The 22,144-nt window shown below is 55.7% G+C and carries 22 protein-coding genes; 7 read left to right on the top strand and 15 right to left on the bottom strand.

The window, feature by feature from the left end; translation table 11 throughout:
* Positions 1–325 precede the first annotated feature (325 nt).
* The 11 genes from ACOSDM_RS18600 to ACOSDM_RS18550 all read right to left on the bottom strand — a co-directional run bounded on the left by ACOSDM_RS18600 (position 326) and on the right by ACOSDM_RS18550 (position 11,467).
* Complete coding sequence (locus ACOSDM_RS18600; protein WP_420726067.1) at positions 326–2,086, bottom strand: monovalent cation:proton antiporter-2 (CPA2) family protein; 1,761 nt, start codon at positions 2,084–2,086, stop codon at positions 326–328.
* 109 nt (positions 2,087–2,195) lie between these two features.
* On the bottom strand, positions 2,196–3,287 hold the full coding sequence (mtnA, locus tag ACOSDM_RS18595; protein ID WP_420726066.1) for an S-methyl-5-thioribose-1-phosphate isomerase: 1,092 nt from the start codon (positions 3,285–3,287) through the stop codon (positions 2,196–2,198).
* A 13-nt stretch (positions 3,288–3,300) separates the two neighbouring features.
* Positions 3,301–3,732 (bottom strand): PIN domain-containing protein, encoded by a 432-nt coding sequence (locus tag ACOSDM_RS18590; RefSeq protein ID WP_420726065.1) that lies wholly within the window; start codon positions 3,730–3,732, stop codon positions 3,301–3,303.
* Entirely contained in the window at positions 3,729–4,028 is a 300-nt protein-coding gene (locus tag ACOSDM_RS18585; protein ID WP_420726064.1) for a FitA-like ribbon-helix-helix domain-containing protein, read from the bottom strand. The genes ACOSDM_RS18590 and ACOSDM_RS18585 overlap by 4 nt, the downstream gene beginning before the upstream one ends.
* Positions 4,029–4,083: 55 nt before the next feature.
* Positions 4,084–4,749 carry a class II aldolase/adducin family protein gene (locus ACOSDM_RS18580; protein WP_420726063.1) on the bottom strand — a complete coding sequence of 222 codons (666 nt, stop codon included), beginning with the start codon at positions 4,747–4,749 and terminating at the stop codon, positions 4,084–4,086.
* Positions 4,746–6,335, bottom strand: a complete 1,590-nt coding sequence (gene cimA / locus ACOSDM_RS18575) for a citramalate synthase (protein WP_420726062.1) — start codon at positions 6,333–6,335, stop codon at positions 4,746–4,748. Before cimA ends, ACOSDM_RS18580 begins: the two co-directional genes overlap by 4 nt.
* A 755-nt stretch (positions 6,336–7,090) precedes the next feature.
* The gene (locus ACOSDM_RS18570; protein WP_420726061.1) at positions 7,091–7,396 is read right to left on the bottom strand and encodes a GIY-YIG nuclease family protein; all 306 of its coding nucleotides are present in this window, start codon (positions 7,394–7,396) and stop codon (positions 7,091–7,093) included.
* A 303-nt stretch (positions 7,397–7,699) separates the two neighbouring features.
* A complete protein-coding gene (gene cysS, locus ACOSDM_RS18565) occupies positions 7,700–9,145 on the bottom strand; it encodes a cysteine--tRNA ligase (protein ID WP_420726060.1) in 1,446 nt (481 codons plus the stop codon).
* Between the two features lie 254 nt (positions 9,146–9,399).
* Positions 9,400–9,864: a GAF domain-containing protein gene (locus ACOSDM_RS18560; RefSeq protein WP_420726059.1), complete on the bottom strand. Its 465-nt coding sequence runs from the start codon at positions 9,862–9,864 to the stop codon at positions 9,400–9,402.
* Positions 9,865–9,867: 3 nt separating this feature from the next.
* Positions 9,868–10,800: a dihydrodipicolinate synthase family protein gene (locus tag ACOSDM_RS18555; protein ID WP_420726058.1), complete on the bottom strand. Its 933-nt coding sequence runs from the start codon at positions 10,798–10,800 to the stop codon at positions 9,868–9,870.
* A 178-nt stretch (positions 10,801–10,978) separates the two neighbouring features.
* A complete protein-coding gene (locus ACOSDM_RS18550; protein WP_420726057.1) occupies positions 10,979–11,467 on the bottom strand; it encodes an Lrp/AsnC family transcriptional regulator in 489 nt (162 codons plus the stop codon).
* A 148-nt stretch (positions 11,468–11,615) separates the two neighbouring features.
* Between ACOSDM_RS18550 and ald the strand changes: the two genes are divergently transcribed.
* Both ald and ACOSDM_RS18540 read left to right on the top strand, forming a co-directional pair.
* On the top strand, positions 11,616–12,743 hold the full coding sequence (gene ald, locus ACOSDM_RS18545) for an alanine dehydrogenase (protein ID WP_420726056.1): 1,128 nt from the start codon (positions 11,616–11,618) through the stop codon (positions 12,741–12,743).
* Positions 12,744–12,815: 72 nt separating this feature from the next.
* Positions 12,816–13,442 (top strand): LysE family translocator, encoded by a 627-nt coding sequence (locus ACOSDM_RS18540; RefSeq protein WP_420726055.1) that lies wholly within the window; start codon positions 12,816–12,818, stop codon positions 13,440–13,442.
* 22 nt (positions 13,443–13,464) lie between these two features.
* Here the strand turns inward: ACOSDM_RS18540 and ACOSDM_RS18535 are convergent, their stop codons facing one another.
* The 3 genes from ACOSDM_RS18535 to ACOSDM_RS18525 are packed head-to-tail and all read right to left on the bottom strand — an operon-like array spanning position 13,465 to position 16,562.
* On the bottom strand, positions 13,465–13,821 hold the full coding sequence (locus tag ACOSDM_RS18535; protein ID WP_420726054.1) for a PilZ domain-containing protein: 357 nt from the start codon (positions 13,819–13,821) through the stop codon (positions 13,465–13,467).
* A gap of 60 nt (positions 13,822–13,881) precedes the next feature.
* Positions 13,882–15,159: an NAD(P)/FAD-dependent oxidoreductase gene (locus tag ACOSDM_RS18530; protein WP_420726053.1), complete on the bottom strand. Its 1,278-nt coding sequence runs from the start codon at positions 15,157–15,159 to the stop codon at positions 13,882–13,884.
* Positions 15,160–15,176: 17 nt separating this feature from the next.
* On the bottom strand, positions 15,177–16,562 hold the full coding sequence (locus ACOSDM_RS18525) for a glutamine synthetase family protein (RefSeq protein ID WP_420726052.1): 1,386 nt from the start codon (positions 16,560–16,562) through the stop codon (positions 15,177–15,179).
* Positions 16,563–16,777: 215 nt separating this feature from the next.
* Here ACOSDM_RS18525 and ACOSDM_RS18520 point away from each other — a divergent pair, with 215 nt between their 5' ends.
* Positions 16,778–18,139: a glutamine synthetase family protein gene (locus ACOSDM_RS18520; protein ID WP_420726051.1), complete on the top strand. Its 1,362-nt coding sequence runs from the start codon at positions 16,778–16,780 to the stop codon at positions 18,137–18,139.
* 67 nt (positions 18,140–18,206) lie between these two features.
* Here the strand turns inward: ACOSDM_RS18520 and ACOSDM_RS18515 are convergent, their stop codons facing one another.
* Positions 18,207–18,476, bottom strand: coding sequence for a hypothetical protein (locus ACOSDM_RS18515; protein WP_420726050.1), 270 nt, complete (start codon positions 18,474–18,476; stop codon positions 18,207–18,209).
* A gap of 208 nt (positions 18,477–18,684) precedes the next feature.
* Here ACOSDM_RS18515 and rpmE point away from each other — a divergent pair, with 208 nt between their 5' ends.
* The 4 genes from rpmE (at position 18,685) to ACOSDM_RS18495 (ending at position 22,088) form a co-directional block, all read left to right on the top strand.
* Positions 18,685–18,909 (top strand): 50S ribosomal protein L31, encoded by a 225-nt coding sequence (gene rpmE / locus ACOSDM_RS18510; RefSeq protein WP_420726049.1) that lies wholly within the window; start codon positions 18,685–18,687, stop codon positions 18,907–18,909.
* 240 nt (positions 18,910–19,149) lie between these two features.
* Entirely contained in the window at positions 19,150–19,614 is a 465-nt protein-coding gene (locus tag ACOSDM_RS18505) for an Hsp20 family protein (protein WP_420726048.1), read from the top strand.
* Positions 19,615–19,790: 176 nt separating this feature from the next.
* A complete protein-coding gene (locus ACOSDM_RS18500) occupies positions 19,791–20,408 on the top strand; it encodes a glutathione S-transferase family protein (RefSeq protein WP_420726047.1) in 618 nt (205 codons plus the stop codon).
* A 372-nt stretch (positions 20,409–20,780) separates the two neighbouring features.
* A complete protein-coding gene (locus ACOSDM_RS18495; protein ID WP_420726046.1) occupies positions 20,781–22,088 on the top strand; it encodes an MFS transporter in 1,308 nt (435 codons plus the stop codon).
* Positions 22,089–22,144: the final 56 nt, after the last annotated feature.

Here is a 22,144-nt window from a genome sequence, read left to right as displayed (position 1 = left end):
GCGCGCGGGTCCGGCAAATCCCCGAACGTGTCTTCAAACTGCTCCATGAGGTCCTCCGCAAATGGAAAACCTCCTTAGAATCCTGTTCGCCGCCTATGGCAAATCTGCCATATGCGATTCCCCTGCCCCTTGAGGGGGGGAGGTTGGGAGGGGGGGTGTTCTCTCCTCCGTAATCCAGTCTGATGCAGGGAAAGGCCTTGCGGCCTATCACCCCCACCCCAACCCTCCCCCCTCAAGGGGGAGGGAGTAGATAAGGCCGTCCTCCCCCCTCAAGGGGGTGGGAGTATATCGAGCCGTCCCCTCAGAAAAATCGGACCAACCTGCCCTAAGACTTATCCAGCCGGAAGGTGCCGCCGTCTTCGGCGGTGGCGTAGATGCCGTCGGCTTTTTGGCGCAGCAGGCGGTCTGAATCGGCGCGGCGGAATTCTTCCAGCAGATGGGCGATTTCTTCTTTATTGATATCCAGGCGATTGAGCCCCTCTTCTGCCAATTTGACAGAGCTTTCGAAGGTATCGCGGATCAGGAAGTCCGCCCCGCTGTCCAGCAATTCCAGCGCATGCACCCGATCATGGGCGCGCGCCATGATGCGAACCGTCGGGAAGCGTTTGGCGATCACTGCAATCGACCGGGTGCAGGCGGCGGCATTGTCAATCGTGACATAGACCAGATCGGCCCGCCCGACGCCCGCTGCTGTCAGCACATCAATGCGCGTGGCATCGCCGAAATAAACCTTGGCGCCAAACCGTTTCGCCGCCTCTATGCGCTTCGGGTCCGCGTCAATGGCCGTAACCGAAATGCCCTTCATGCGAAAGATCTGACTGACAATCTGGCCCACGCGCCCAAAGCCCAGAATAACCACACTGTTGGTTTCTGTCTCATCGGGGCGCGGCAGGTGATCTGTGGAGGCCGGGGCGCGGCGCTTCATGGCCTCTTCAAAGGAAAGCCGCAGCAAGGGCGTAAAAGCCATAGACAGCGTAATCAGAGCGGAAACAAGGTCCGATTGACCATGTGACACCAGCCCAAGGGACAAGCCTTGCGCGACAATGACAAAGCCGAACTCCCCACCCTGGGGCAAAGTCACAGCGATGCGCCCGGCATCTTCCCAAGAGGATTTGAACAAGCGACACAGGATCAGAATGATCGTCCCTTTCAAGGCCATCAGCAGGATCGCCCCGCCTAGCACCAGCGGCCATTGCGCCAGGACCACCGTCCAATCAATCGTCATTCCAATGGCGATGAAGAACAATCCCAGCAACAGGCCCCGAAATGGCTGAATATCCGCTTCTATCTGATGGCGATATTCACTTTCCGCCAGCATGACTCCGGCCATAAAGGCACCCAACGCCATGGACAGCCCGCACCATTCCATCAACAGTGCCGATCCAATGACAATCAACAGCGCCGCTGCAACGAAGATTTCACTGGATTTGGTTTGGGCAATCACCCCGAAAACCGGGTTCAGCAGGAACCGCCCAGCAAGCACCAGCCCAAGAATGGCCCCAATCGCCTGAGCGGCTGGTACCCAGGACAGGTCCTCTCCAGAGGCGACATATATCCCCAAGGCCAGCAAGGGCGACAGAGCCAGAATTGGCGCGATGGCGAGGTCCTGCAACAGCAGGATGGAGAATGCGCGGGTGCCATATTGCGTGTTCAGCTCTTTGCGTTCCTGCATCAACTGTAAGGCAAAGGCCGTCGACGAAAGAGACAGGCCAAGCCCAATCAGAACCGCTGTCTGCCAGGAAACGCCGATCACCATCACGCCAAACACGCCGATCAGAAAGGCGGTCAGGCAGACCTGAGCCGTCCCCAGGCCGAATATATCCGCCTTCAGCGCCCAAAGCCTGGCCGGTTTCAATTCCAAGCCGATCAGAAATAACAGCAGAACGACGCCGAATTCAGAAAAGGCAAGAACGCTTTCTGCATTGCCGACAATCGCAAAAACATGGGGGCCGATAATCGCCCCGGCGGCCAGATAGCCCAGAACAGAGCCGAGCTTCAAACGCTTGAAAATAGGGACTGCAACTACAGCGGCGGCAAGATACAGCGCGGCATCTTGAAAAATTGTCAATTCACCGCCAGCCGCCATAGCCCCGTATGCTCACCCTTTTTGAAACCAAACCCTGTTGCCTTTTAGATGTAGCACGGTTCAATTTCACCACAAAGGTAATGTTGCACCGCGAAAAGTAAGCTATGCGCTAAGGGCGGTCGAACAAACCGTTCAAGCCTGCCTGACTGGCCGCGCAAACACCGCGTTCTGTAATCAATCCGGTGACCAATCGGGCCGGCGTGACATCAAAGGCATCGTTGCGGGCAACAACATCCTGTGGCGCGATATCGACGGTCACGATCTCCCCCGCCTCCGTGCGTCCGGTAATGCGGGTCAGTTCTGCGCCGCTGCGCTGCTCTATCGGGATTTCCGCAACGCCATCCTGAACGGTCCAGTCAATCGTGGTCGACGGCAAGGCGACATAGAAAGGCACCCCGTTATCCTGGGCCGCCAGGGCCTTCAGATAGGTGCCGATCTTGTTACAGACATCGCCCCGCGCCGTGGTGCGATCGGTCCCGACGATGCACAGATCGACAAGTCCATGCTGCATCAGATGCCCACCAACATTATCGGCAATCAGCGTATGGGCAACGCCATGGCGCCCCAACTCCCACGCTGTCAGGCTGGCCCCCTGATTGCGTGGGCGGGTTTCATCGACCCAGACATGTACCTTTATGCCCTTCTCATAGGCCATATAGATCGGGGCCGTCGCGGTGCCCCAATCCACCGTGGCCAGCCATCCGGCATTGCAATGGGTTAGAACATTGACAGCCTCGCCCGCCGGTTTCTTGGCCGCGATGTCTTCGATCAGGTGCAAACCGTGCTGACCAATGGATTTACATATCTCAACGTCCGCATCACAGATCTCCGCTGCGCGCTCCCAGGCCAACGCCGCGCGCTCTGCTGCGGGGCGATTGTCCAGCAAGGCGCGCATCTCGTCCAGCGCCCAGCGCAGATTAACCGCCGTGGGGCGGGTGCGATACAGCCGCGCATAAATTGCCTCAACCGCCGTGTCACTGGCATCTTCCTCCAGGCCCAAACAGAACCCATAGGCCGCCGTCGCCCCGATCAAGGGCGCACCCCGCACGATCATATCCTCAATAGCGAGTGCCGCCTCTTCCAGGCTGGTCAAACGTAAGGTCTCAAAACTGTGGGGCAGTTTCGTCTGGTCAATCACCGCAACAGATTTGCGCGGTTCCTCAACCCAAATGGTGCGATACGGCGTGCCGTTGATTTCCATAATGCCTCAGGTCCTATCTGATTTGAATAATGCGCATGCCGACAGGGGATTTCATCTGCAAAGCCTGATACTTGGTCCAGTCCAACGTATCACTCCACACCCTATCGGCCGTCAGAACCGGTACATTCAGCCGAAATCCAAGTGTAATACAGGCACGATCCCCTAAGGAAAGCCCAACATTCCGCGTGAACAGGGTCATGCGACCAATCTCAACCGCATCAATTGGCGCAAGATCCTGTAACTGTATTCCCAGGGCAACGGCATATCGTAATGGTTCATCCGCTTCAAAACCATTTCGCACGAACCATGCTGATGCTTCTGCCAAATTCACTAACGATAGATGCAATGGCACTTGATCGACAGTGTAAGCATGGACAATTTCAGCCCCCGCTTCGCCTTTGAAATACGCCAACAATGCGGAAGTGTCGATCACCACTCCTGTCATGACTGGAGTTTCTTTTGGCCTCTTGGCCCGGCCATTTCACGTTCCTCTAAACGATACTCTTCGCGACGCTGTTTAAGGAAATCATCAACGATGGACTCGTCCGCGCGATCCTCCAAAACAGCCCGCATCCGGGCGCGGATATCCAACAGGGAAATTTCGGCCGTCGGCGCGCCTTCAATCAATTTCGTCAAATGGTTCCGCAAGTATGATTCCATACTTTCATTCGACTGTGCCGCCCGAACACGCAGCGCCTTGTACACGTCATCTGGTACATTTCGAATATTGATTGTCGCCATGGCATCCTCCAATTCTGATAGCAATGATATCACCGCCCTCAAAAAAGGTGAAGTCTCAATCGCGGGGCTGCCTGCCATAGCTTTTAAATTTTTCCAGCACGTCAGTCATCTGTTCATCATCCAGAATGACGGGTGTGCCGCCTTGGCGGGCATGGTGATATTGTCGGGCCAGGCTTTCAACTTCAATGGCCAGCGCCAGAGCGCGGTCCAGATCTCCATCAAAGCAGATCATGCCATGATTGGCCAGCAGGCAGGCTTTTCGCCCGTCCAGCGCGGTAATCATGGTTCTGGATAAGTCTTCAGTGCCGAAGGTTGCATAGTCAGAACAGCGGATATCCACGCCCCCGGCCACAGCGACCATGTAATGGAAGGCCGGGATACCTTCACGCCTGCAGGACAAGGCGGTGCAGAATGTTGGATGGGCATGGACGATGGCTTGAGCCTCCGGCCGATTTCGATAGATATCGGCATGCATGCGCCATTCACTGGAAGGCAGCAGTTGACCAGGCGCACATACCCCATCCAATTCCTGCAGAACAATATCCATCGGCTTTAGGGCGTCATAGGCAACACCGCTGGGCGTGATCAGCATGGCATCGCCAAACCGGGCGGAGACATTGCCCGACTTGCCCTGATTAATGCCAGACGCATTCATCGCCTTGCAGGTATCAATGATCCTGCGGGACAGGGCCTGTCGTGCATTGCCTCCTGAAAGTGTCATGTAATTCCATCCCGTACCAGCTTGTACGCATACGCATCATACAGCGCGATGACGGAAGCATCGATGATGTTGGCGGAAACACCAACCGTCGACCAGCGCGCACCTTCTTCGTCTTCGCTTTCAATTGTCACGCGCGTGACGGCATCGGTTCCCGTTGATCCTTTGGGCGGCGGCAGGATGCGCACCTTGTAATCCACCAATTGCATCCCGGCGAGGTCTGGATAGATTTGAATGACAGCCTCCCGCAGAGCCGTATCAAGGGCATTGACGGGCCCATTGCCCATGGCGACGCGCATGATCTGGGTCCCCTTCAACTCCACCTGCACGGTTGCCTCAGACTCAGTGATCAGGTTTCCGACGGCATTATGGCGACGCTCGTCCATGACCCGAAAGCGGCTGATATCAAAATAATTCGGGACTTCTCCCTTTGCCGCCCGGGCCAGCAGTTCAAAACTGGCCTCCGCCCCATCATAGGCATAGCCCTGGAACTCCCGTTCCTTAACTTTTTCCAGCAGGCGGCGCAGGGCTTCTTCCCCAATCTCAACCTCAATTTCTTCCAGACGGGCCAGGATGTTGGAGCGTCCGGCCTGATCAGAAACCACGATATGGCGTTTGTTGCCGACCGTTTCCGGTGGGATATGCTCATAGGTCCGCGGATCCTTGGCAATGGCCGATACATGCAGCCCCCCTTTATGAGAAAAGGCCGCTGGCCCGACATAGGCCGCATGACGGTTCGGTGAACGATCCAATCGCCCATCCAGCAACCGGGACAGACCCGTAATCTCTGCAAGGGCATTCGGTTTAAGGCCGGTTTCAAAGCCCATTTTGAGAATCAGGCTGGGAATCAGGGAACACATATTCGCGTTTCCGCACCGCTCTCCCAGTCCATTGATGGTGCCCTGTACCTGCCGTACGCCTGCCCGCACCGCCGCCAGCGAATTGGCTACGGCATTTTCCGTATCATTATGTGCGTGTATCCCAAGATGGTCGCCCGGAATATGCTGTGTCACTTCGCGAACGATGGCGTCAACTTCGTGGGGCAGCGTGCCACCATTGGTATCGCACAGCACGATCCACCGCGCCCCGGCTTCATAAGCCGCCGTAACACAGGCCAGGGCAAAATCCTTATTGGCCTTCCAGCCATCAAAGAAATGTTCGGCGTCATACATCGCCTCCCCTTTCTTTTCCGCGGCCAGCCGGATCGAATCGGAAATCATGCGGATGTTTTCTTCCTTCTCAATCTCCAGTGCGACATCGACATGGAAGTCCCAGCTTTTCCCGACCAGGCACAATCCCGCCACATCGGCTTGCAATAACGGGGCAAGCCCGGGATCATTTTCAGCAGACCGACCGGGACGCCGGGTCATGCCAAAGGCAATCAACTTACTGTTGCTCAGGCTTGGCGGGTCCGCAAAAAAAGCATCATCCGTGGGATTGGCGCCGGGCCATCCCCCTTCAATATAATCAATACCCAGCCGATCCAACGCCTGCGCAATCGCCACCTTATCAGCGACAGAAAAGTCCACACCCTGAGTCTGCGCCCCATCGCGCAACGTCGTATCAAACAGGTATATCCGGTCAGTCATTTGCTTCTTTCATCCGTTCCAAACATCAACAATCTCATCTGCCACCCCTCAGATACCCGCTTGCGCGGGTAGGGCTCAATATCGTCACCCCGGACTTGATCCGGGGTCCAGAGCAACACGCACCTCTCTCACCCACTGCCCTGGATACCCGCCTTCGCGGGTATGACGCGGTACTTTCACCGCCACCCCTCAAAGTCTCGCCTTTGCGGGTATGGCTCAGTATCGTCACCCCGGACTTGATCCGGGGTCCAGAGCAACACGCACCCCTCTCACCCGCCGCCCCTGGATACCCGCCTTCGCGGGTATGACGCAGTATTGTCACCCCTATCCCTCAAAGTCTCGCCCTTGCGGGCGGGGCTCAATATCGTCACCCCGGACCTGATCCGGGGTCCAGAGCAACACGCACCTCTCTCACCTACCGCCCTGGATACCCGCCTTCGCGGGTATGACGCGGTACTGTCACCGCCACCCCTCAAAGTCTCGCCTTTGCGGGCGGGGCTCAATATCGTCACCCCGGACTTGATCCGGGGTCCAGAGCAACACGCACCCCTCTCACCCGCCACCCCTGGATACCCGCCTTCGCGGGTATGACGCGGTATCGTCACCGTCACCCCTCAAAGTCTCGCCTTTACGGGCGGGGCTCAGTATCGTCACCCCGGACTTGATCCGGGGTCCAGAGCAACACGCACCTCTCTCACCCACTGCCCTGGATACCCGCCTTCGCGGGTATGACGGGATAAGTGCAAAAAACCCGACTATTCAAACAGATCGTTGTATAGATCTCTCCAATTTGGGTTCTTCTCTTCTATCAGTTTTAACTTCCACTCTCGTCGCCACTTTTTTAACGCCTTTTCCCGCTGGATTGCGGAGTCCATATCTGGGCACGCTTCAAAATACACCAGTAAATGAACAGCATATTTCTTAGTGAAACCATCAAGGAGCTTTTCCCGATGTTGGGCCACTCGCTGCGGCAGATTGGATGTTACACCGACATACAAGGTTCCATTCCGACCCGATGCCATGATGTAGACAAACCCGCCCTGTGCCGCAGAAATCTTCATCCTATACTCCTTCATCCGTCACCCCGGACCTGATCCGGGGTCCAGAGCAACACGCACTCCCCTCACCCGCCGCCCCTGGATACCCGCCTTCGCGGGTATGACGCGATACTTTCAGCGCCACCCCCTCAAAGTCTCGCCTGCGCGGGTGGGGCTCAGTATCGTCACCCCGGACTTGATCCGGGGTCCAGAGCAACACGCACCTTTCTCACCCGCCGCCCCTGGATACCCGCCTTCGCGGGTATGACGCGATACTTTCAGCGCCACTCCTCAAAGTCTCGCCTGCGCGGGTATGACACTGTTTGATTAAGCCCGGCGCCATTCGGTGATGCCGCCTGGCTTGTCTTCCAGAATGACGCCCTGTGCCTGAAGGTCATCCCGGATCTGATCCGCTTTAGCGAAATCCTTTGAGGCCTTGGCTTCCTTTCGGGCCTCGATCTGTGCCTCTATGTCCGCTTCGGTCGGGCCGTCTGTTGGGGTGCCGGCCTTAAACCAGGCTTGCGGATCTTGTTCCAGCAGGCCCAGAGCATTGCCCAGTTGCAGCAATCGCGCCCGATCTTCAGGGATTGAGCGTTCACCGATATGGGCTTTTGCGTCCCGCTTCATGGATTTGTGCACAGCAACACTGAGCTGCCGAGCACTGGCAAAGAAATGTTTCAGGGCTTCTGCCGTGTTCAAATCATCGGACAGGGCCGCGACCAATCCCTGCCATTCCGGATCGTCGTCTGAAATATAGACGAACGGTTCAGACTGGGTATCGCGCAGTAATGTATAGAGACGATCCAGTTCCGCCTTAGCCTCCCGGCATTTATCCTTAGAGAAATCGAGGGGGGAGCGGTAATGGGTCTTCAACAGGACAAGGCGCAGGACCTCCCCTGGAAATTCCTCCAGCAATTCCGCGACGGTGTAGAAATTGCCCAGGCTCTTGGACATTTTCTCGCCCTCACTCATCAGATACCCATTGTGCATCCAATAGCGCGCGAAGCGGTCCTGACGGTCCGTTGGCGCATGGGCGCAGCAGCTTTGGGCGATTTCGTTCTGGTGATGGGGGAAAACCAGGTCGATGCCCCCAGCATGAATATCAAAATCCGGGCCCAGGAACTTTTCCGACATGGCGGAGCATTCAATGTGCCAGCCGGGCCGACCCTTTTCACACCACGGATTGGGCCAGCCTGGCGTATCACCATCGCTGGGCTTCCACAGTACGAAGTCCGCCGGATCGCGCTTGTAACTGGCAACCTCTACACGGGCACCCGATATCTGTTCATCCCGGTCCTTATTAGCAAATTTGCCATACTCTTCCCAGGACGGCACATCGAACAGCACATGACCATCGTCCAGCGCATAGGCATGCCCCTGGTCGATCAGTCTTTCAATCAGCGCAACCATCTCTGGAATGGTCTCTGTCGCGCGCGGCTCATGATCCGGGGGCAGGCAGTTCAGGGCTTCGCAATCCTCCCGAAAGCGTGCGACTGTGGTTTCCGTCAATTCGCGAATATCAATGCCCCGCTCCTTCGCACGCGCATTGATCTTATCGTCGATATCCGTGATGTTCCGAACATAGGTGACAATCGGATAGAGTGTGCGCAGCAACCGGGATAGGACATCGAACACGACCAGCGGGCGCGCATTGCCGATATGGATGCGGTCATAGACCGTCGGACCACAGGCATACAGGCCAACCTTGCCCGCTTCACGAGGCTCGAAAATGACCTTGGCGCGTCGGCTTGTATCGTAAATCTTTAAATCCATTGTGTTCTTCAATCCTGTTTTGTCATGACGAGGTGCCGCGGAAGGGGAGATCCTGCCGCGGGGTCTATCGTTTCACTGCCACCATTTCAAAGAGAAATCAGGTCAGCATCACCGACGACCGCCGCGCAATGCGACAGCCGCAAATAATAATGTCGATGATGATGCAAAAGACGGTCATTGTATTACAATCAATCGCTGGATTTCCTGACGCGACGCACTATACGCCCGAATGACCGGTTTGCAAGAGCCCAAGCCTATTGCGCGCGCGAGAACAGGTCGCGCATCAGTGTCTCCAGGGACGCGATATCCTCTACATCGAACGCATCGGGTTGATCGCTGTCGATATCCAAGACGGCAATCAATTCCCCTTTCGCGTTCCAAACCGGCAGAACCAATTCAGACTGTGTGGAAGAGGCACAGGCGATATGATCCGGAAAAGCGTCTACATCGGGTACCATCTGAACCTGCCCTGTGGTGGCACAGGCGCCACAGACCCCCCTGGAGAAAGGAATCACCAGACAGCCATGTCCGCCCTGATAGGGACCGATCTTCAGCATGTTATCGCCAACATTGCGATAGAATCCAACCCAGTCAAAACGATCATCGGCGTGGTATAATTCGCACACGGTCGTCGCCATCAATGAGATCATATCCGTTTCCCCATCTGCAATGGCAAGGACCCGTGCATTCAAATCCTTATAACGCCCTTCAACAGCCATAATTCACCCCAAACTGCCTTGAAAATCGATGCTGAAATCAACCGCTGTCAGATCCGCAACCAGACGCCCTGTCGCATCTGTGTCCAACCCCACCAATGGCGGCCTGACAACGCTCCATATATCGTTATGGGAATAATGGGCAACGGCTGCTTTCACACCCGTGATCAATCCATGATTCTGAAAGACTGTGCGAACTTTTCGCATTTTATCATTTGCGGTGTCCAGCGTGTCCTTATCCCCGGCGTGATAGGCATCAATCACGGTTCGAATGCCGGTCGGATTCACATTGGCGGTCGCACTGATGCACCCTGCCGCCCCATTGTCGAATCCATCCAACAGGAACAGTTCCGATCCCGGAAAAACATCAAAGTCAGGCACATTGTCCAGGATCGCCTTGGTGTTTTTCCAATCACCGGAGCTATCTTTCAAGCCTACCACACTATTGGGAAATGCCTGAACCAATCGTTGGATCAACGGCACGGACCAGCCCACCATCGCGAAGGGCGGAATATGATACAGATAGATTTTCAGTCGATCATCGGCGACCAGACGGATCACTTCGGACACATAGGCAAAAAGCCCGTCATCGGTCGCCGCGCGATAGAAAAACGGGGGCAGCAACAATACACCCCCTGCCCCCAATTCCACCGCTTGTTTGGTCAGGGCAACAGTATCCATCAGAGAACAGGTTCCGGTTCCCGGCATCAATTTTTCAGCAGGCACGCCAACTTTCACCAAAGCCTCAGTTTGCTTCATGCGCTCCGTCAGGGCGATGCTGTTGGCCTCACTGGTCGTGCCAAAAATCGCCAACCCGTCCAGCCCATTGGCCAATTGCCATTTGCACAAGGCCTGAAAACGGATGGTATCAACACTGCCATCTGCAGCAACAGGGGAAATGGTTGGCGACAAAACACCAGAAAACGGTCCGCGAGGCATAGCAAACTCCTAAAGGCAGGAACAAAATGAACAGATATCGCAGCGGTACAGCGATCATATGGCTTGATCAAGCATCCTGTCTAAAGACACCAGCCGAAAGTGACCGGTGCATCGCCTTGCGCCGCAATTTATCATCCATGCGACCCCATGCCCACTGCACCCTTCCGACCCATATTCATCATTCAACAGCATTCGGCAGGGGCGGCGATTTGCGGACAATCCGACGCAGCGCCATATTGGACTGAATGCGCGTAACATGCGGCAACCTGGACAGATGCGCCTTATGAATCCGCTCGAAATCCCGCATATCGCGCACGACAAGCCGCACCAGATAATCAGACTCCCCTGCCATCAAATGGCATTCCACCACTTCCGGGATTTCCACCACGGCGCATTCAAAGGCATTCAATGCAGTCTCGCTTTGGCTATCCAGCGCGATCTGCACCACCACGCCCGCTTCATAACCCAATGCGTCTTCATTCAACAGCGCGGTATATTGCTGAATGACCCCATTTTCTTCCAGCCGGGTCAACCGGCGCTGACAGGTCGACGCAACAACATGCAGCCGATCTGCCAGGTCGGAAATGGTGATACGGGCATTTTCCTGCATCGCGGCCAGAATGGCGATATCTACGGCGTCCAGCTTCATTTTCGAATAATCCTGCATTTTAATTCATTATTCTGCATAAATTATGCAAAAGCATCGTAAAATTCCAACGTGTTCGCAAGTACATTTCCATCGAACAAGCGTAGGATCACGCATCAAAATCAGCGGGACCTGCCACAATCCCGATAAGACCGAAGGGGAAACAATCATGCGCATTGGTGTGCCAAAGGAAATCAAGAATAACGAGTTTCGCGTTGGGCTGGTCCCGTTTGCGGTTCGGGAACTGTGTCATAACGGACATGACGTCGTTGTGGAAACCCAAGCCGGAGAAGGCATCGGGGTCAGCGATAAGGACTATCAGGCAGCCGGCGCGAAAATCCTTGGCAGCGCAGAGGACGTCTTCAAGTCAGCCGAAATGATTGTGAAGGTCAAAGAACCCCAAGCCACCGAATGCAAGATGCTGCGGGAAGATCAATTGCTGTTCACCTATTTGCATCTGGCCCCCGATCTGCCGCAAACCAAGGGATTGATGGAGTCCGGCTGTATCGCGATCGCCTATGAAACCGTGACCAGCCCGCGCGGCGGCCTCCCCCTTTTGGCCCCGATGAGCGAAGTCGCCGGGCGCATGGCCGCCCAGGCTGGCGCGCATTGCCTGGAAAAGGCGCAAGGCGGGCGCGGTGTTCTGATGGGCGGCGTGCCGGGCGTTCTGCCAGCCAAAGTTCTGGTCATTGGCGGCGGTGTTTCTGGAACCAATGCGGCGCGGGTCGCGCTTGGCATGGGGGCAGAGGTGACGATCCTGGAGCGGAACATTGCCCGCATCACACAACTGGATGATGAGTTTCGAGGAACCGGCCTGAAGACCTTATATTCAACCGTCGATGCCATTGAACGCAGCGTGCAGGATTCTGACTTGGTCATCGGCGCGGTTCTGGTGCCCGGCGCGGCTGCACCAAAATTGATCACCCGCGCGATGCTGCAAACCATGCTGGACGGATCTGTCGTCGTCGATATCGCCATTGATCAGGGCGGTTGCCTGGAAACATCCCGCCCCACCACCCATGCCGACCCGATCTTTATCGAAGAAGGTGTCGTGCATTATTGTGTGGCTAATATGCCAGGCGCCGTGGCGCGGACATCCACTTTTGCCCTTAACAATGCAACCCTGCCCTTCACGCTGGCGCTGGCCAATCATGGCTATCGCAGTGCCCTGGCCCATGACACGCATCTGCGCCAGGGTCTGAATGTTCATAAGGGTCACATCACCTATAAGGCGGTTGCAGAGGCTCATGATCTGCCCTTCACTGCGCCCGAAGAAGCGCTGGGTATTCCGTACTGAGGATAGACCTGAACAAGACCTGTGAAAAAGTTGCGATTGTGAACCGGGCGGGCGTCCAACAGGATTGACGCCATGATGGATGATATAAACCTGCCTTTGATACTGGGTGCAGCCCTACTGGCGGCTGGCAGTCCAGGTCCTGCGACCCTGACGATTGCCGGGACGTCTATGGCGTCCGGCCGGGGGCTGGGCCTTGCTGTTGCCTCTGGCATTACAGCAGGGTCGTGGATGTGGTCCATCATGGCAGCGGCCGGGCTGGGCGCAATCATGCAAGCCAATGCCTGGGCCTTTGAGGTGCTGCGATATTTCGGGGCGGGCTATCTTTTGTTTCTGTCCGCGAAATCCGGAATCTCAGCCTGGCGTGGGGCAAAGACCCAGACAACCGCAATGACGATTACATCAAAGCGTGCGGCCTTCGGGAAGGGTTTGGCCCTTCACCTGACCAATCCAAAGGCAATACTGTTCTTCGGGTCACTGTTTGCCATCGGTGTGCCCGCCAATGCCACCCCCAGTTCTCTGGCCGTTATCATCGTCGCCGTTGGACTGCAAAGCATGATCATCTTTCATGGCTATGCCCTGCTCTTCTCCCGCCCCGCACTGGTCGCGGTCTATACGAAGATGCGGCGCTGGTTTGAAGCTGGATTTGCACTGGCATTCGGGGCTGCGGGTCTGAAGATTCTAACGACCAGACTAGGCTAAAAGTTGAACTGCCGACAGGTCGCTACTCCGCCGTTTTTTCGCCCTGCCCGACGGTTTGCGTCATGATGATGGATTGCAGGGGTTCAAAATGTTCCGGCTTCACCTTAATGAAGGCAACACACAGAACCATCCCTTCTTGATCTCCCCCAACAATTCGACAGGGGATTTCAATTTCCGGCAGGTTATCAGGCGCGAGCACCGCCATCAGTTCATCACCAATTTCCAGCCCTTCAGCATCCGGATAAAAGCCGAATCCCCCCAGGCTTAAATCAGTCAAACGGCCGCCAATGCCCCCCAATTCAGCAGGCAGGCGCACTTTGACACGCCGCTCCTTACGGCGATCGCCGGGTTTAATGATACTCATCAATCGGCTGAACATAACGGTTTCCTTGCATCTTCCTGCCTGAAGAATTCTGTGCAGGAATCGTGCCGGAACACCTTACGCCAAAGCATCCTTGATGCGATACCAAAACATTCCCAATGTCAGCAGTGGGGTGCGGAATTTACCACCGGGAAAGATTGGATGTTTGAATCTGCTCATGACATCAAATTGTTCCGCCTGACCACGGATCGCCTGCGCCAATATCTTGCCACACATATTGCTCAATGCCAGCCCGTGTCCGGAATATCCCTGACTGAAATAGGTGCGGGACCCAATGCGACCGACATGCGGCATCCGGTCTACGGTAATCCCGATATAGCCGCCCCAGACATGCTCGATCTTAATATCTTCCAACTGCGGAAAGACATGCAGCATACGCGGGCGGACAAATCCCCCCAGGTCATTGGGCTCAAGCCCCGAATAGGTCGCGCGCCCGCCAAACAGCATACGCTTGTCACCGCTCAATCGAAAATAATCGACGATAAAGCTGCAATTGGTGACGGCTTCATCGCCCGAAATCAGGCCCTTCGCGCGATTTTCCCCCAAAGGTTCCGTTGCGATGATGTAACTGCCGACCGGCATCAGGCGTCGAAACAGATAGGGCTGTGTTTCGCGCAGATAGGCATTTCCTGCCAGGACCATGTAATCGGCGCGAACAACGCCCTTTTCTGTGTGAATGGCCGGGTTATCGTCCGTATCCAAACGGATAGCGCGGCTGTGTTCATAGATTTTCACCCCAGCCTTCAGGGCAGCCTGTGCCAATCCCAGACAGTAATTCAGCGGATGTACATGGCCGCCACCAGGCTCCCACAACGCGGCCTTGTATCGCTCTGACCCGATTTTATCGCGCAGGTCAGCGCCTTCCAGAAGTTTGGACCCGGTATAGCCATACTGGTCCCATTCCGCCTGGGTTTCTTTTAAATCTTCTACATGGCTGGCTTTTTCACCGGCATGCATATATCCCCATTTCAAATCACAATCGATGCCGTATTTCTTGATCCGCTCCCCAACCAGTTTCGGGGCGGCGTCGGCGATATCCCACGCGGCACGCGCCGTTTCTTCGCCAAACCGGTTGCGGATCGTCGCCATGGATTTGTTATAAGCCGTACAGATCTGTCCGCCATTCCGACCGGATGCGCCAAAGCCGACGGTTTCAGCCTCCACGATCACAACGGACAAGCCCGCCTCGGCCAGTTCCAGTGCGGCGGACAATCCCGTATAGCCCGCCCCCAGAACGGCAACATCGGCTTTAATCTCCCCCTCTAATTGCGGGTGAGATGGCGCGGCATGGGCTGTCGCGCGATAATAGGACCGGGTATCGTCAAATTTTGCCATGTGCTTAGACCTAACTATTAAACAGTGCGAAGGTACCACTCGTAATCCAGTGGGGGAATTTGCGCCTGAAACGCATCATTTTCAAAGCTTCGGGCGGCGGCGAACATTTCACAGTAATGGGCACCCAGATATTTCGGCAGCACCTTGCTTTCCGAGAATGTCTGCAACGCCTGCCACCAGCGTAACGGCAGATCCGTTACCGGCTTGTCATAGGCATTGTTGCGTTCAATCGGGCCCGGATCGATCTTGTTGGTCAGCCCGTGATGGATACCTGCCAGAACGGTCGCCATCGTCAAATAGGGATTGGCATCCGCCCCTGCAATGCGGTGCTCGACCCGCATCCCCTTTGCATCCGCGCGGGGAATGCGCAGTGATACCGTGCGATTATCAACCCCCCAGGCGGTATTGATGGGGGCATAGGAATTTGCCTGAAAGCGCCGATACGAGTTTGCATTCGGGGCAAAGACCGCCATGCCATCAGCCGTCGTCTTCGCCAGTCCCCCGATTGCGTGGCGCAACGCCTTAGACGCTGGAAGGCCGATTTCAGGATCCATGGGACCCGCAAAAATGTTGTTACCGTTCTTGTCCAGCAGGCTGATATGGATGTGCATGCCACATCCCGCCAATTCCGAAAACGGCTTAGCCATGAAGGTCGCGATCATACCATGCTTGCGCGCAACGCCCTTGATGATGCGTTTTAATAATACAGCATCGTCACAGGCCTTAATCGGATCATCCACATGGTGCAGATTGATTTCATACTGCCCCGGCCCGTATTCTGCCGTGGCGGTATCGGCCGGCACATCCTGCGCCACACAGGCGTCTTCCACATCGGTCAGGAAGTCTTCGAATTCATATAATTCATCAATGCCATAGACCTGAGTGGTGGTCTGACGCTGGCCCGTGGTTGGCGATGTCGCCATTTCCGGACAGCCCTTAGCGTCCAGTTTTCCATCCAACAGATAAAATTCCAATTCGATAGCGGTCACGGGCGTATACCCCATATCCACCAAAGGCTGGGCTGCACGCGCCAGAATGTATCGCGGATCTGCAAAGTACGGATCGCCGTCCTGCGTGACCATCGACGCGATCACCTGTCCGGTTGGCGCATTGGCCCAGGGCACGGGTTTCAACGTGCCCGCCACGCCAAGACAGTTACAATCGGGGTCCCCATCCCGTGTGCCATATTCAATGGTTTCGCAATTGCGCCCGGTGGAATCCAGCAGATAAGTAGATCCAGGAAGAGCAATCCCACCCTCATACAATTTGTCGATCGCTTCCACGCCGATGCGTTTGCCACGCAGGATACCACACATATCCGGCACGATCATATCGACCCCTTTCAAGCCGGGATTCGCTTCGACAAAGGCGTCCACTTCCTGTTTGCTGAGCCAACTGGTCATTTTAATATCTGCTTTCATATATCGCTTGGTTACGCGTGAAACCTTGTGGATAAGAATTGATTAGCGCTTGCGGATAGCCAGAAGTATAAGGCATAAAAAATGTGATCACAATCGCAGCGCCATGCTTTTTTCATCCAGTAAGGCGTGTGATTCACACCGAATCAGGGACGGATGTGTTTTTGTGGTAACTATTAATCTCTAGAAAACTGATCCGTATGGATAGTGAGGCTAACGTGACCAATTTAAGTGAATGGCTAAAATCGCGAAATGTGGACGAGGTTGAATGTCTTCTGCCCGACATGTCCGGCATCGCGCGGGGCAAAATTCTGCCCTCAAACAAGTTTCTGAAAAGCCTGGAAGACCGCAGCCTGCGTGTTCCAGAATGTCTTTTCATTCAGACTGTCACCGGTGAATTTGTGCTGGATACCGAAGCCGTTGCAGACACCAATCGTGACATTGCAATGGTCCCCGATAACAACACCATTCGCATCGTGCCCTGGTATCCTGACCCTGTCGCCCAAGTGATTTGCGACGCCTATCATCTGGATGGCTCACCGGTCAGTTTCTCACCGCGTTTTGTGCTGAAGAATATCCTGGAACTTTTTGCCAAAAAGGGCCTTCAGCCAATCGTTGCGCCGGAGTTAGAATTCTATTTTGTGAAAAAGAACCTGGATCCTGACTATCCCCTGGAACCCCCCATTGGGGCGTCGGGCCGCCAGGAATCTGGTCGCCAAGCCTATGGTATCGAAGCCGCCAACGAGTTCGATCCCATCGTCGAAGACATTTATGATTTCTGCGAGGCTGCGGAACTGGATGTCGACACCATGGCGCATGAGGCTGGGGCCGCGCAGATGGAAATCAACTTCAATCACGGCAATCCATTGGAATTGGCGGATCAGGTCTTTCTGTTCAAACGCTTGGTCCGACAAGCCGCCCTGCGTCACGACATCTACGCGACCTTCATGGCAAAGCCGCACCAGAATCAGCCCGGTTCCTCCATGCATATCCACCAGTCATTGGTCGATATGTATACGGGCAAGAATGTCTTCTCCACAAAGACCGGAAAAGATTCGAAGACACTGCTGCATTACATTGGGGGGCTCCAGCGCTATCTGCCGGCCGCAATGCCCTTGATGGCACCCAATGTGAACAGCTATCGCCGTATCGCGCGCTATTCCGATGCGCCGATCAATGTGCATTGGGGGCATGACAACCGCACCTGCGGCCTGCGCATTCCAGACTCTTCGCCCGAATCACGACGGATCGAAAATCGGCTGGCTGGGTCGGATGCAAATCCCTATCTGGCCATGGCGGCGACCCTGGCCTGCGGATATTTGGGAATTAAGGAGAAGATTGAGCCATCCAATCCGGTGGAAGGCGATGCCTATCGTTTTGCTTTTGCGCTGCCGCGCCATCAGGGGGATGCCCTGCAAAAGCTGAACTACTCAAAGCCTTTGAAAGAAACCCTTGGCGAGCATTTCGCCCGCGCCTATATGGACGTCAAAAACCATGAATACGATTTGTATCAACGGGTTATCAGCTCGTGGGAACGCGAAAACCTGTTACTAAACGTCTGATCATCACCCCCGCCCTTTATTAACCCCACCCCCGCGCAATCCCCTGCGGGGGTGGCAATTTTTGTAATCAGGTCCCAATGCGAGGAGGCCCCCCCTGGGAAGCCTGACTGGGGCCAAAGGCCTTGTCCAAGATATGTGTCGATGATTCAGCCAGTTTGATCGCCTCTGACAGATGCTCCAGCACTTTGATATTGTTGGAAAGAACCAGCTGAGCTTCCGGGCGGGTATCATCTGTGATCTTCGTGCATCGGAGCAGAACATCCTTGCGAACAATCCGCAGCAGATCTTCCAACCGATGCCCGTCAGGCTTTTCTTCGGAGACAAGGAAATGCGTCATAGGTTCTACTCCTTTAACAGATGTGATAAGAAGGCGCTGCCCCTTCCACACAGTCTAGCGCCGAACCGCAGACCGCGTCGATGGGCAATTCGACAGAAATCATTTGCATTGCCGGGAGTCGAAGGGTAAAAGCCGCGCCTGATACGAACTTTTTTCAGAGGGTTTTCGCGCCGTGGCGCGTCCTCAACGGCTTTGGAGCTTACGCGCGATGAAACAGGATATCCATCCAGACTACCACACCATCACCGTCATCATGACCGATGGAACGACCTATAAGACGCGCTCTACCTGGGGCAAGGAAGGCGACGAAATGCGCCTGGACATCGACCCGACCGGCCACCCGGCCTGGACTGGCGGTACCGGCAAGCTGATGGCGTCGGGTCAGTTGGATCGCTTCAACAAGCGCTTTGCGAATTTCGGCCTGAAATCCTAATCACGTTTTCTTTGGGTCAGACGATATTGGGGCGATCTTCGGGTCGCCCCAATTTTTTTAACCCTCCCCCTCTTGAACGCCTAAAATCGTCACCCCAAATTTAACCTGTCGAGAGGCAGTCCTGTCGAACGCCCGATTGGGGTTCACAAACAGGCGCAGCCTTAAGACAGCATAGCGGACCGTCGCCTGATCTGGGGCGGTTCTAACATCACTCTCGCTCTAACTTGAGGAGACTTAGACATGCGTGCATTCGATATGACCCCGCTGTTGCGGACCACTGTTGGTTTTGACCGTCTGGCCCGGACGATGGATTCCCTGGCCAGCGAACAGGTTCCAACCTATCCCCCTTACAACATCGAAAAGCTGGACGACGACGCCTATGCCATTTCCATGGCCGTGGCAGGCTTTTCGGAAGACGACCTGGACATCACCGTTCAGGAAAACACGCTGACCGTGACCGGCAAGATCGCCCAGAGCGATGAAACCGTGGAGCGTCACTTCCTGCATCGCGGCATAGCAGAGCGTGCGTTTGAGCGTCGCTTCAGCCTTGCCGACCATATCAAAGTGGCCGAAGCGAAACTGGAACACGGCCTGCTGCACATCGCCCTGAAACGCGAAGTGCCGGAAGAAGCAAAGCCGCGCACGGTGAGCATCACCACGACGGCAAAACCCAAGCAAAAGGCGCTGGAAAAGAAAGCCGCCTAAGGCTTGATCGCACAGCGTAATCGTTGACGTGAGCAGAGGCGCATCGGGGAAAGCCCCGATGCGCTTTCGTCTGTATGCAGCGTAAGAAATTCTTGCCCAAAGGCCGCGCAAATCGCGCTTGCCCAATAGACGGGGTTTGGCAAACTGCCGGTCCATCAACCATGGGAGACTGCGATATGGACGGCCTGACCCTGTATGATCATCCTGAAAGCGGAAACGGCCATAAGGTTCGACTGTTGTTGAGCCTGCTGAATATCGACTACACACTGGTGTTCAAGGACATCCATAAGGGTGAGACGCGCACCGCGGAGTTTCTGGCGTTGAACCCGGCTGGGCGCATCCCTGTCTTACAATTGGCTGATAATCGGACCTTGCCGGAATCGAATGCCATTCTTTGGTATCTGGCGGAAGGAACGGATTTTATTCCCACAGATCGATGGGAACGCGCGCGGGTGCTGGCTTGGATGATGTTTGAGCAATATCAGCATGAACCCACCGTCGCCGTGGCACGATTCTGGTGTCATCATTTGGAAATGACACAAGAGCGAAAGGCTCAACTGGCAGAGAAACATGTCAAAGGATATGAAGCTTTAGCAGCCCTGGACACCCAGCTTCTAAGATCCGACTGGCTTGTTGGATCCAACCCTTCCATCGCCGATATCGCGCTGTATTCCTATACCAGCGTCGCACAGGAAGGCGGGTTTGATCTGTCAAAGTTCACCAATATCCAACTATGGCTCGACCGCATCGCCGCCCTACCCGGCTTCATCCCCATGGAGCCATGGACCGAGTAAATAGGCGCAATGTCTGGCCCACACCCGCCATACCCGCGCAAGGGGGGTATCCAGGGCCACAAGCACCAATCGCACCCGCCGCCCTGGACCCCGGATCAGGTCCGGGGTGACGACAACCAATGCCGCTCCCTCAGCGTCCTTCGCGCCCTCTCTGCGTCCTTTGCGTTAAATCTTTTTAAAACGAGCAGACGGGGGTCCTGGGCCAATTGCGCAACCGGATCAGGGCCCAGAGTAACGACACACGCTCAAACTGAACCTAAACCGCGATGAGTCTCACAGGGGACAGTTTTGTCCGCTTTACCATACGCCGGGTAAGGAATAAGACGTCAATCTAGATATTCGTTCTTAGACGTCACAGAACCCGTTGGTCATATGAGCCCGATCCTCGCCGTAGGCGCGATCATCAATGCCGTTGTCCTGCTGCAATGCGGGATGGGTCTTTTAAGCGCCCTGTTGCCTTTGCGCATGCAGGAGGCTGGTTTCTCTTCCTCTGAAATCGGGGTCATGTCTGCCGGGTTTTCAGGCGGTTTCCTGTTGGGCTGTATCCTGGCCCCCACCTTAATCCGCCGGATCGGTCATATCCGTGCCTTTTCAGCCCTGGCAACCGTCCTGTCCACGCTGACCCTGGCGCTGGCAATCGACACAGACCTGTATCTGTGGACCGGTGCACGCCTGCTGTCTGGCATCTGTTACGCCGGCTTGCTGACCACGTCGGATAGCTGGATATCGGGGGAGACGGATCGATCCGTGCGCGGGCGGGTGATGAGCGTCTATATGATCTGTTACAAGGTCGCCCAGGCTGGCGGTCCTTTAATGCTGACCGTCGCCACCATTTCGGGCAATTGGCATTTCATGCTGGTCAGTGCCTTTTTCTCGTTGTCGCTGTTGCCGGTCGCCCTGCGTCATGGCGGCAACCCGACACCGCCCAGTGATGACCGAATGGGGATCGTGCAGGTCTATAGGAAGACCCCGCTGGCGATTGTCGGCTGTCTGTGTATCGCCACATCCAACAGCGCCCTTGGGAACCTGATCGGCCTGTATGGCCTGGCGGAGGGATTGGATGTCAACGGGGCGGTTGTCTTAAGTTCCGTGCTGCAATTCGGTGCGCTGTTCCTGCAATGGCCTTTGGGATGGACGTCGGATCGGATTGACCGACGGCTGGTGATGATTTTCGGCATCGCCACCATGGCGGTGGTCTCTGCCGTATTGATTGCCCTGCCCGCTCTTCCGCTGTGGGGATACGCCTTCTTTGTGCTGTTGATCGGGGGGCTGGGCTTTTCGATCTATCCCATCATCGTCGCCCATGCGGGAGACTTTGTGGAGCAGAAGCAGATGGTGCCGCTGTGTGCGACCCTGATGCTGTCTTTCGCCTTTGGCATGACATTGGGCCCCCTGACGGGCAGTACAGCGATGGAATGGCTGGGGCCGGATGGGTTGCTGTATCACACCATCCTGTTCAACGGCATTTTCGTAGGCTTTGCGATCTATCGCATGACCCAGCGCAGTGCTCCCGCGCCGACCGGTGCCTATGTCAACGTCCCGGCCAGCTCTGTCGCAATCTCCCAGCTAAACCCCCGCTCCGCCGGGCCGGAGATCGAAGAAAGCCTGGAAGCCGTCTTCGGCCACGATGATGAGGCGGACGGCGAAGAGATCCCGCACTATAAGCCCAGCGGGAAGTAACTCACTAGGACCACTCAAGGCATACAGAAAAAGGCCCCGCCAGTTGGCAGGGCCTT

The sequence above is a fragment of the Hwanghaeella sp. LZ110 genome, from assembly GCF_048892525.1.
Classification (GTDB): Bacteria; Pseudomonadota; Alphaproteobacteria; order UBA8366; family Aestuariispiraceae; genus Pacificispira.
This window is presented reverse-complemented; position numbering and strand designations above follow the sequence as displayed.

Bases quoted from the DNA above. Each gene is read 5' to 3' on its own strand.
- ACOSDM_RS18600 (WP_420726067.1), bottom strand. From the start codon at position 2,086: ATGGCGGCTGGCGGTGAATTGACAATTTTTCAAGATGCCGCGCTGTAT.
- mtnA (WP_420726066.1), bottom strand. From the start codon at position 3,287: ATGGAAATCAACGGCACGCCGTATCGCACCATTTGGGTTGAGGAACCG.
- ACOSDM_RS18590 (WP_420726065.1), bottom strand. From the start codon at position 3,732: ATGACAGGAGTGGTGATCGACACTTCCGCATTGTTGGCGTATTTCAAA.
- ACOSDM_RS18585 (WP_420726064.1), bottom strand. From the start codon at position 4,028: ATGGCGACAATCAATATTCGAAATGTACCAGATGACGTGTACAAGGCG.
- ACOSDM_RS18580 (WP_420726063.1), bottom strand. From the start codon at position 4,749: ATGACACTTTCAGGAGGCAATGCACGACAGGCCCTGTCCCGCAGGATC.
- cimA (WP_420726062.1), bottom strand. From the start codon at position 6,335: ATGACTGACCGGATATACCTGTTTGATACGACGTTGCGCGATGGGGCG.
- ACOSDM_RS18570 (WP_420726061.1), bottom strand. From the start codon at position 7,396: ATGAAGATTTCTGCGGCACAGGGCGGGTTTGTCTACATCATGGCATCG.
- cysS (WP_420726060.1), bottom strand. From the start codon at position 9,145: ATGGATTTAAAGATTTACGATACAAGCCGACGCGCCAAGGTCATTTTC.
- ACOSDM_RS18560 (WP_420726059.1), bottom strand. From the start codon at position 9,864: ATGGCTGTTGAAGGGCGTTATAAGGATTTGAATGCACGGGTCCTTGCC.
- ACOSDM_RS18555 (WP_420726058.1), bottom strand. From the start codon at position 10,800: ATGCCTCGCGGACCGTTTTCTGGTGTTTTGTCGCCAACCATTTCCCCT.
- ACOSDM_RS18550 (WP_420726057.1), bottom strand. From the start codon at position 11,467: ATGCAGGATTATTCGAAAATGAAGCTGGACGCCGTAGATATCGCCATT.
- ald (WP_420726056.1), top strand. From the start codon at position 11,616: ATGCGCATTGGTGTGCCAAAGGAAATCAAGAATAACGAGTTTCGCGTT.
- ACOSDM_RS18540 (WP_420726055.1), top strand. From the start codon at position 12,816: ATGATGGATGATATAAACCTGCCTTTGATACTGGGTGCAGCCCTACTG.
- ACOSDM_RS18535 (WP_420726054.1), bottom strand. From the start codon at position 13,821: ATGTTCAGCCGATTGATGAGTATCATTAAACCCGGCGATCGCCGTAAG.
- ACOSDM_RS18530 (WP_420726053.1), bottom strand. From the start codon at position 15,159: ATGGCAAAATTTGACGATACCCGGTCCTATTATCGCGCGACAGCCCAT.
- ACOSDM_RS18525 (WP_420726052.1), bottom strand. From the start codon at position 16,562: ATGACCAGTTGGCTCAGCAAACAGGAAGTGGACGCCTTTGTCGAAGCG.
- ACOSDM_RS18520 (WP_420726051.1), top strand. From the start codon at position 16,778: ATGGATAGTGAGGCTAACGTGACCAATTTAAGTGAATGGCTAAAATCG.
- ACOSDM_RS18515 (WP_420726050.1), bottom strand. From the start codon at position 18,476: ATGACGCATTTCCTTGTCTCCGAAGAAAAGCCTGACGGGCATCGGTTG.
- rpmE (WP_420726049.1), top strand. From the start codon at position 18,685: ATGAAACAGGATATCCATCCAGACTACCACACCATCACCGTCATCATG.
- ACOSDM_RS18505 (WP_420726048.1), top strand. From the start codon at position 19,150: ATGCGTGCATTCGATATGACCCCGCTGTTGCGGACCACTGTTGGTTTT.
- ACOSDM_RS18500 (WP_420726047.1), top strand. From the start codon at position 19,791: ATGGACGGCCTGACCCTGTATGATCATCCTGAAAGCGGAAACGGCCAT.
- ACOSDM_RS18495 (WP_420726046.1), top strand. From the start codon at position 20,781: ATGAGCCCGATCCTCGCCGTAGGCGCGATCATCAATGCCGTTGTCCTG.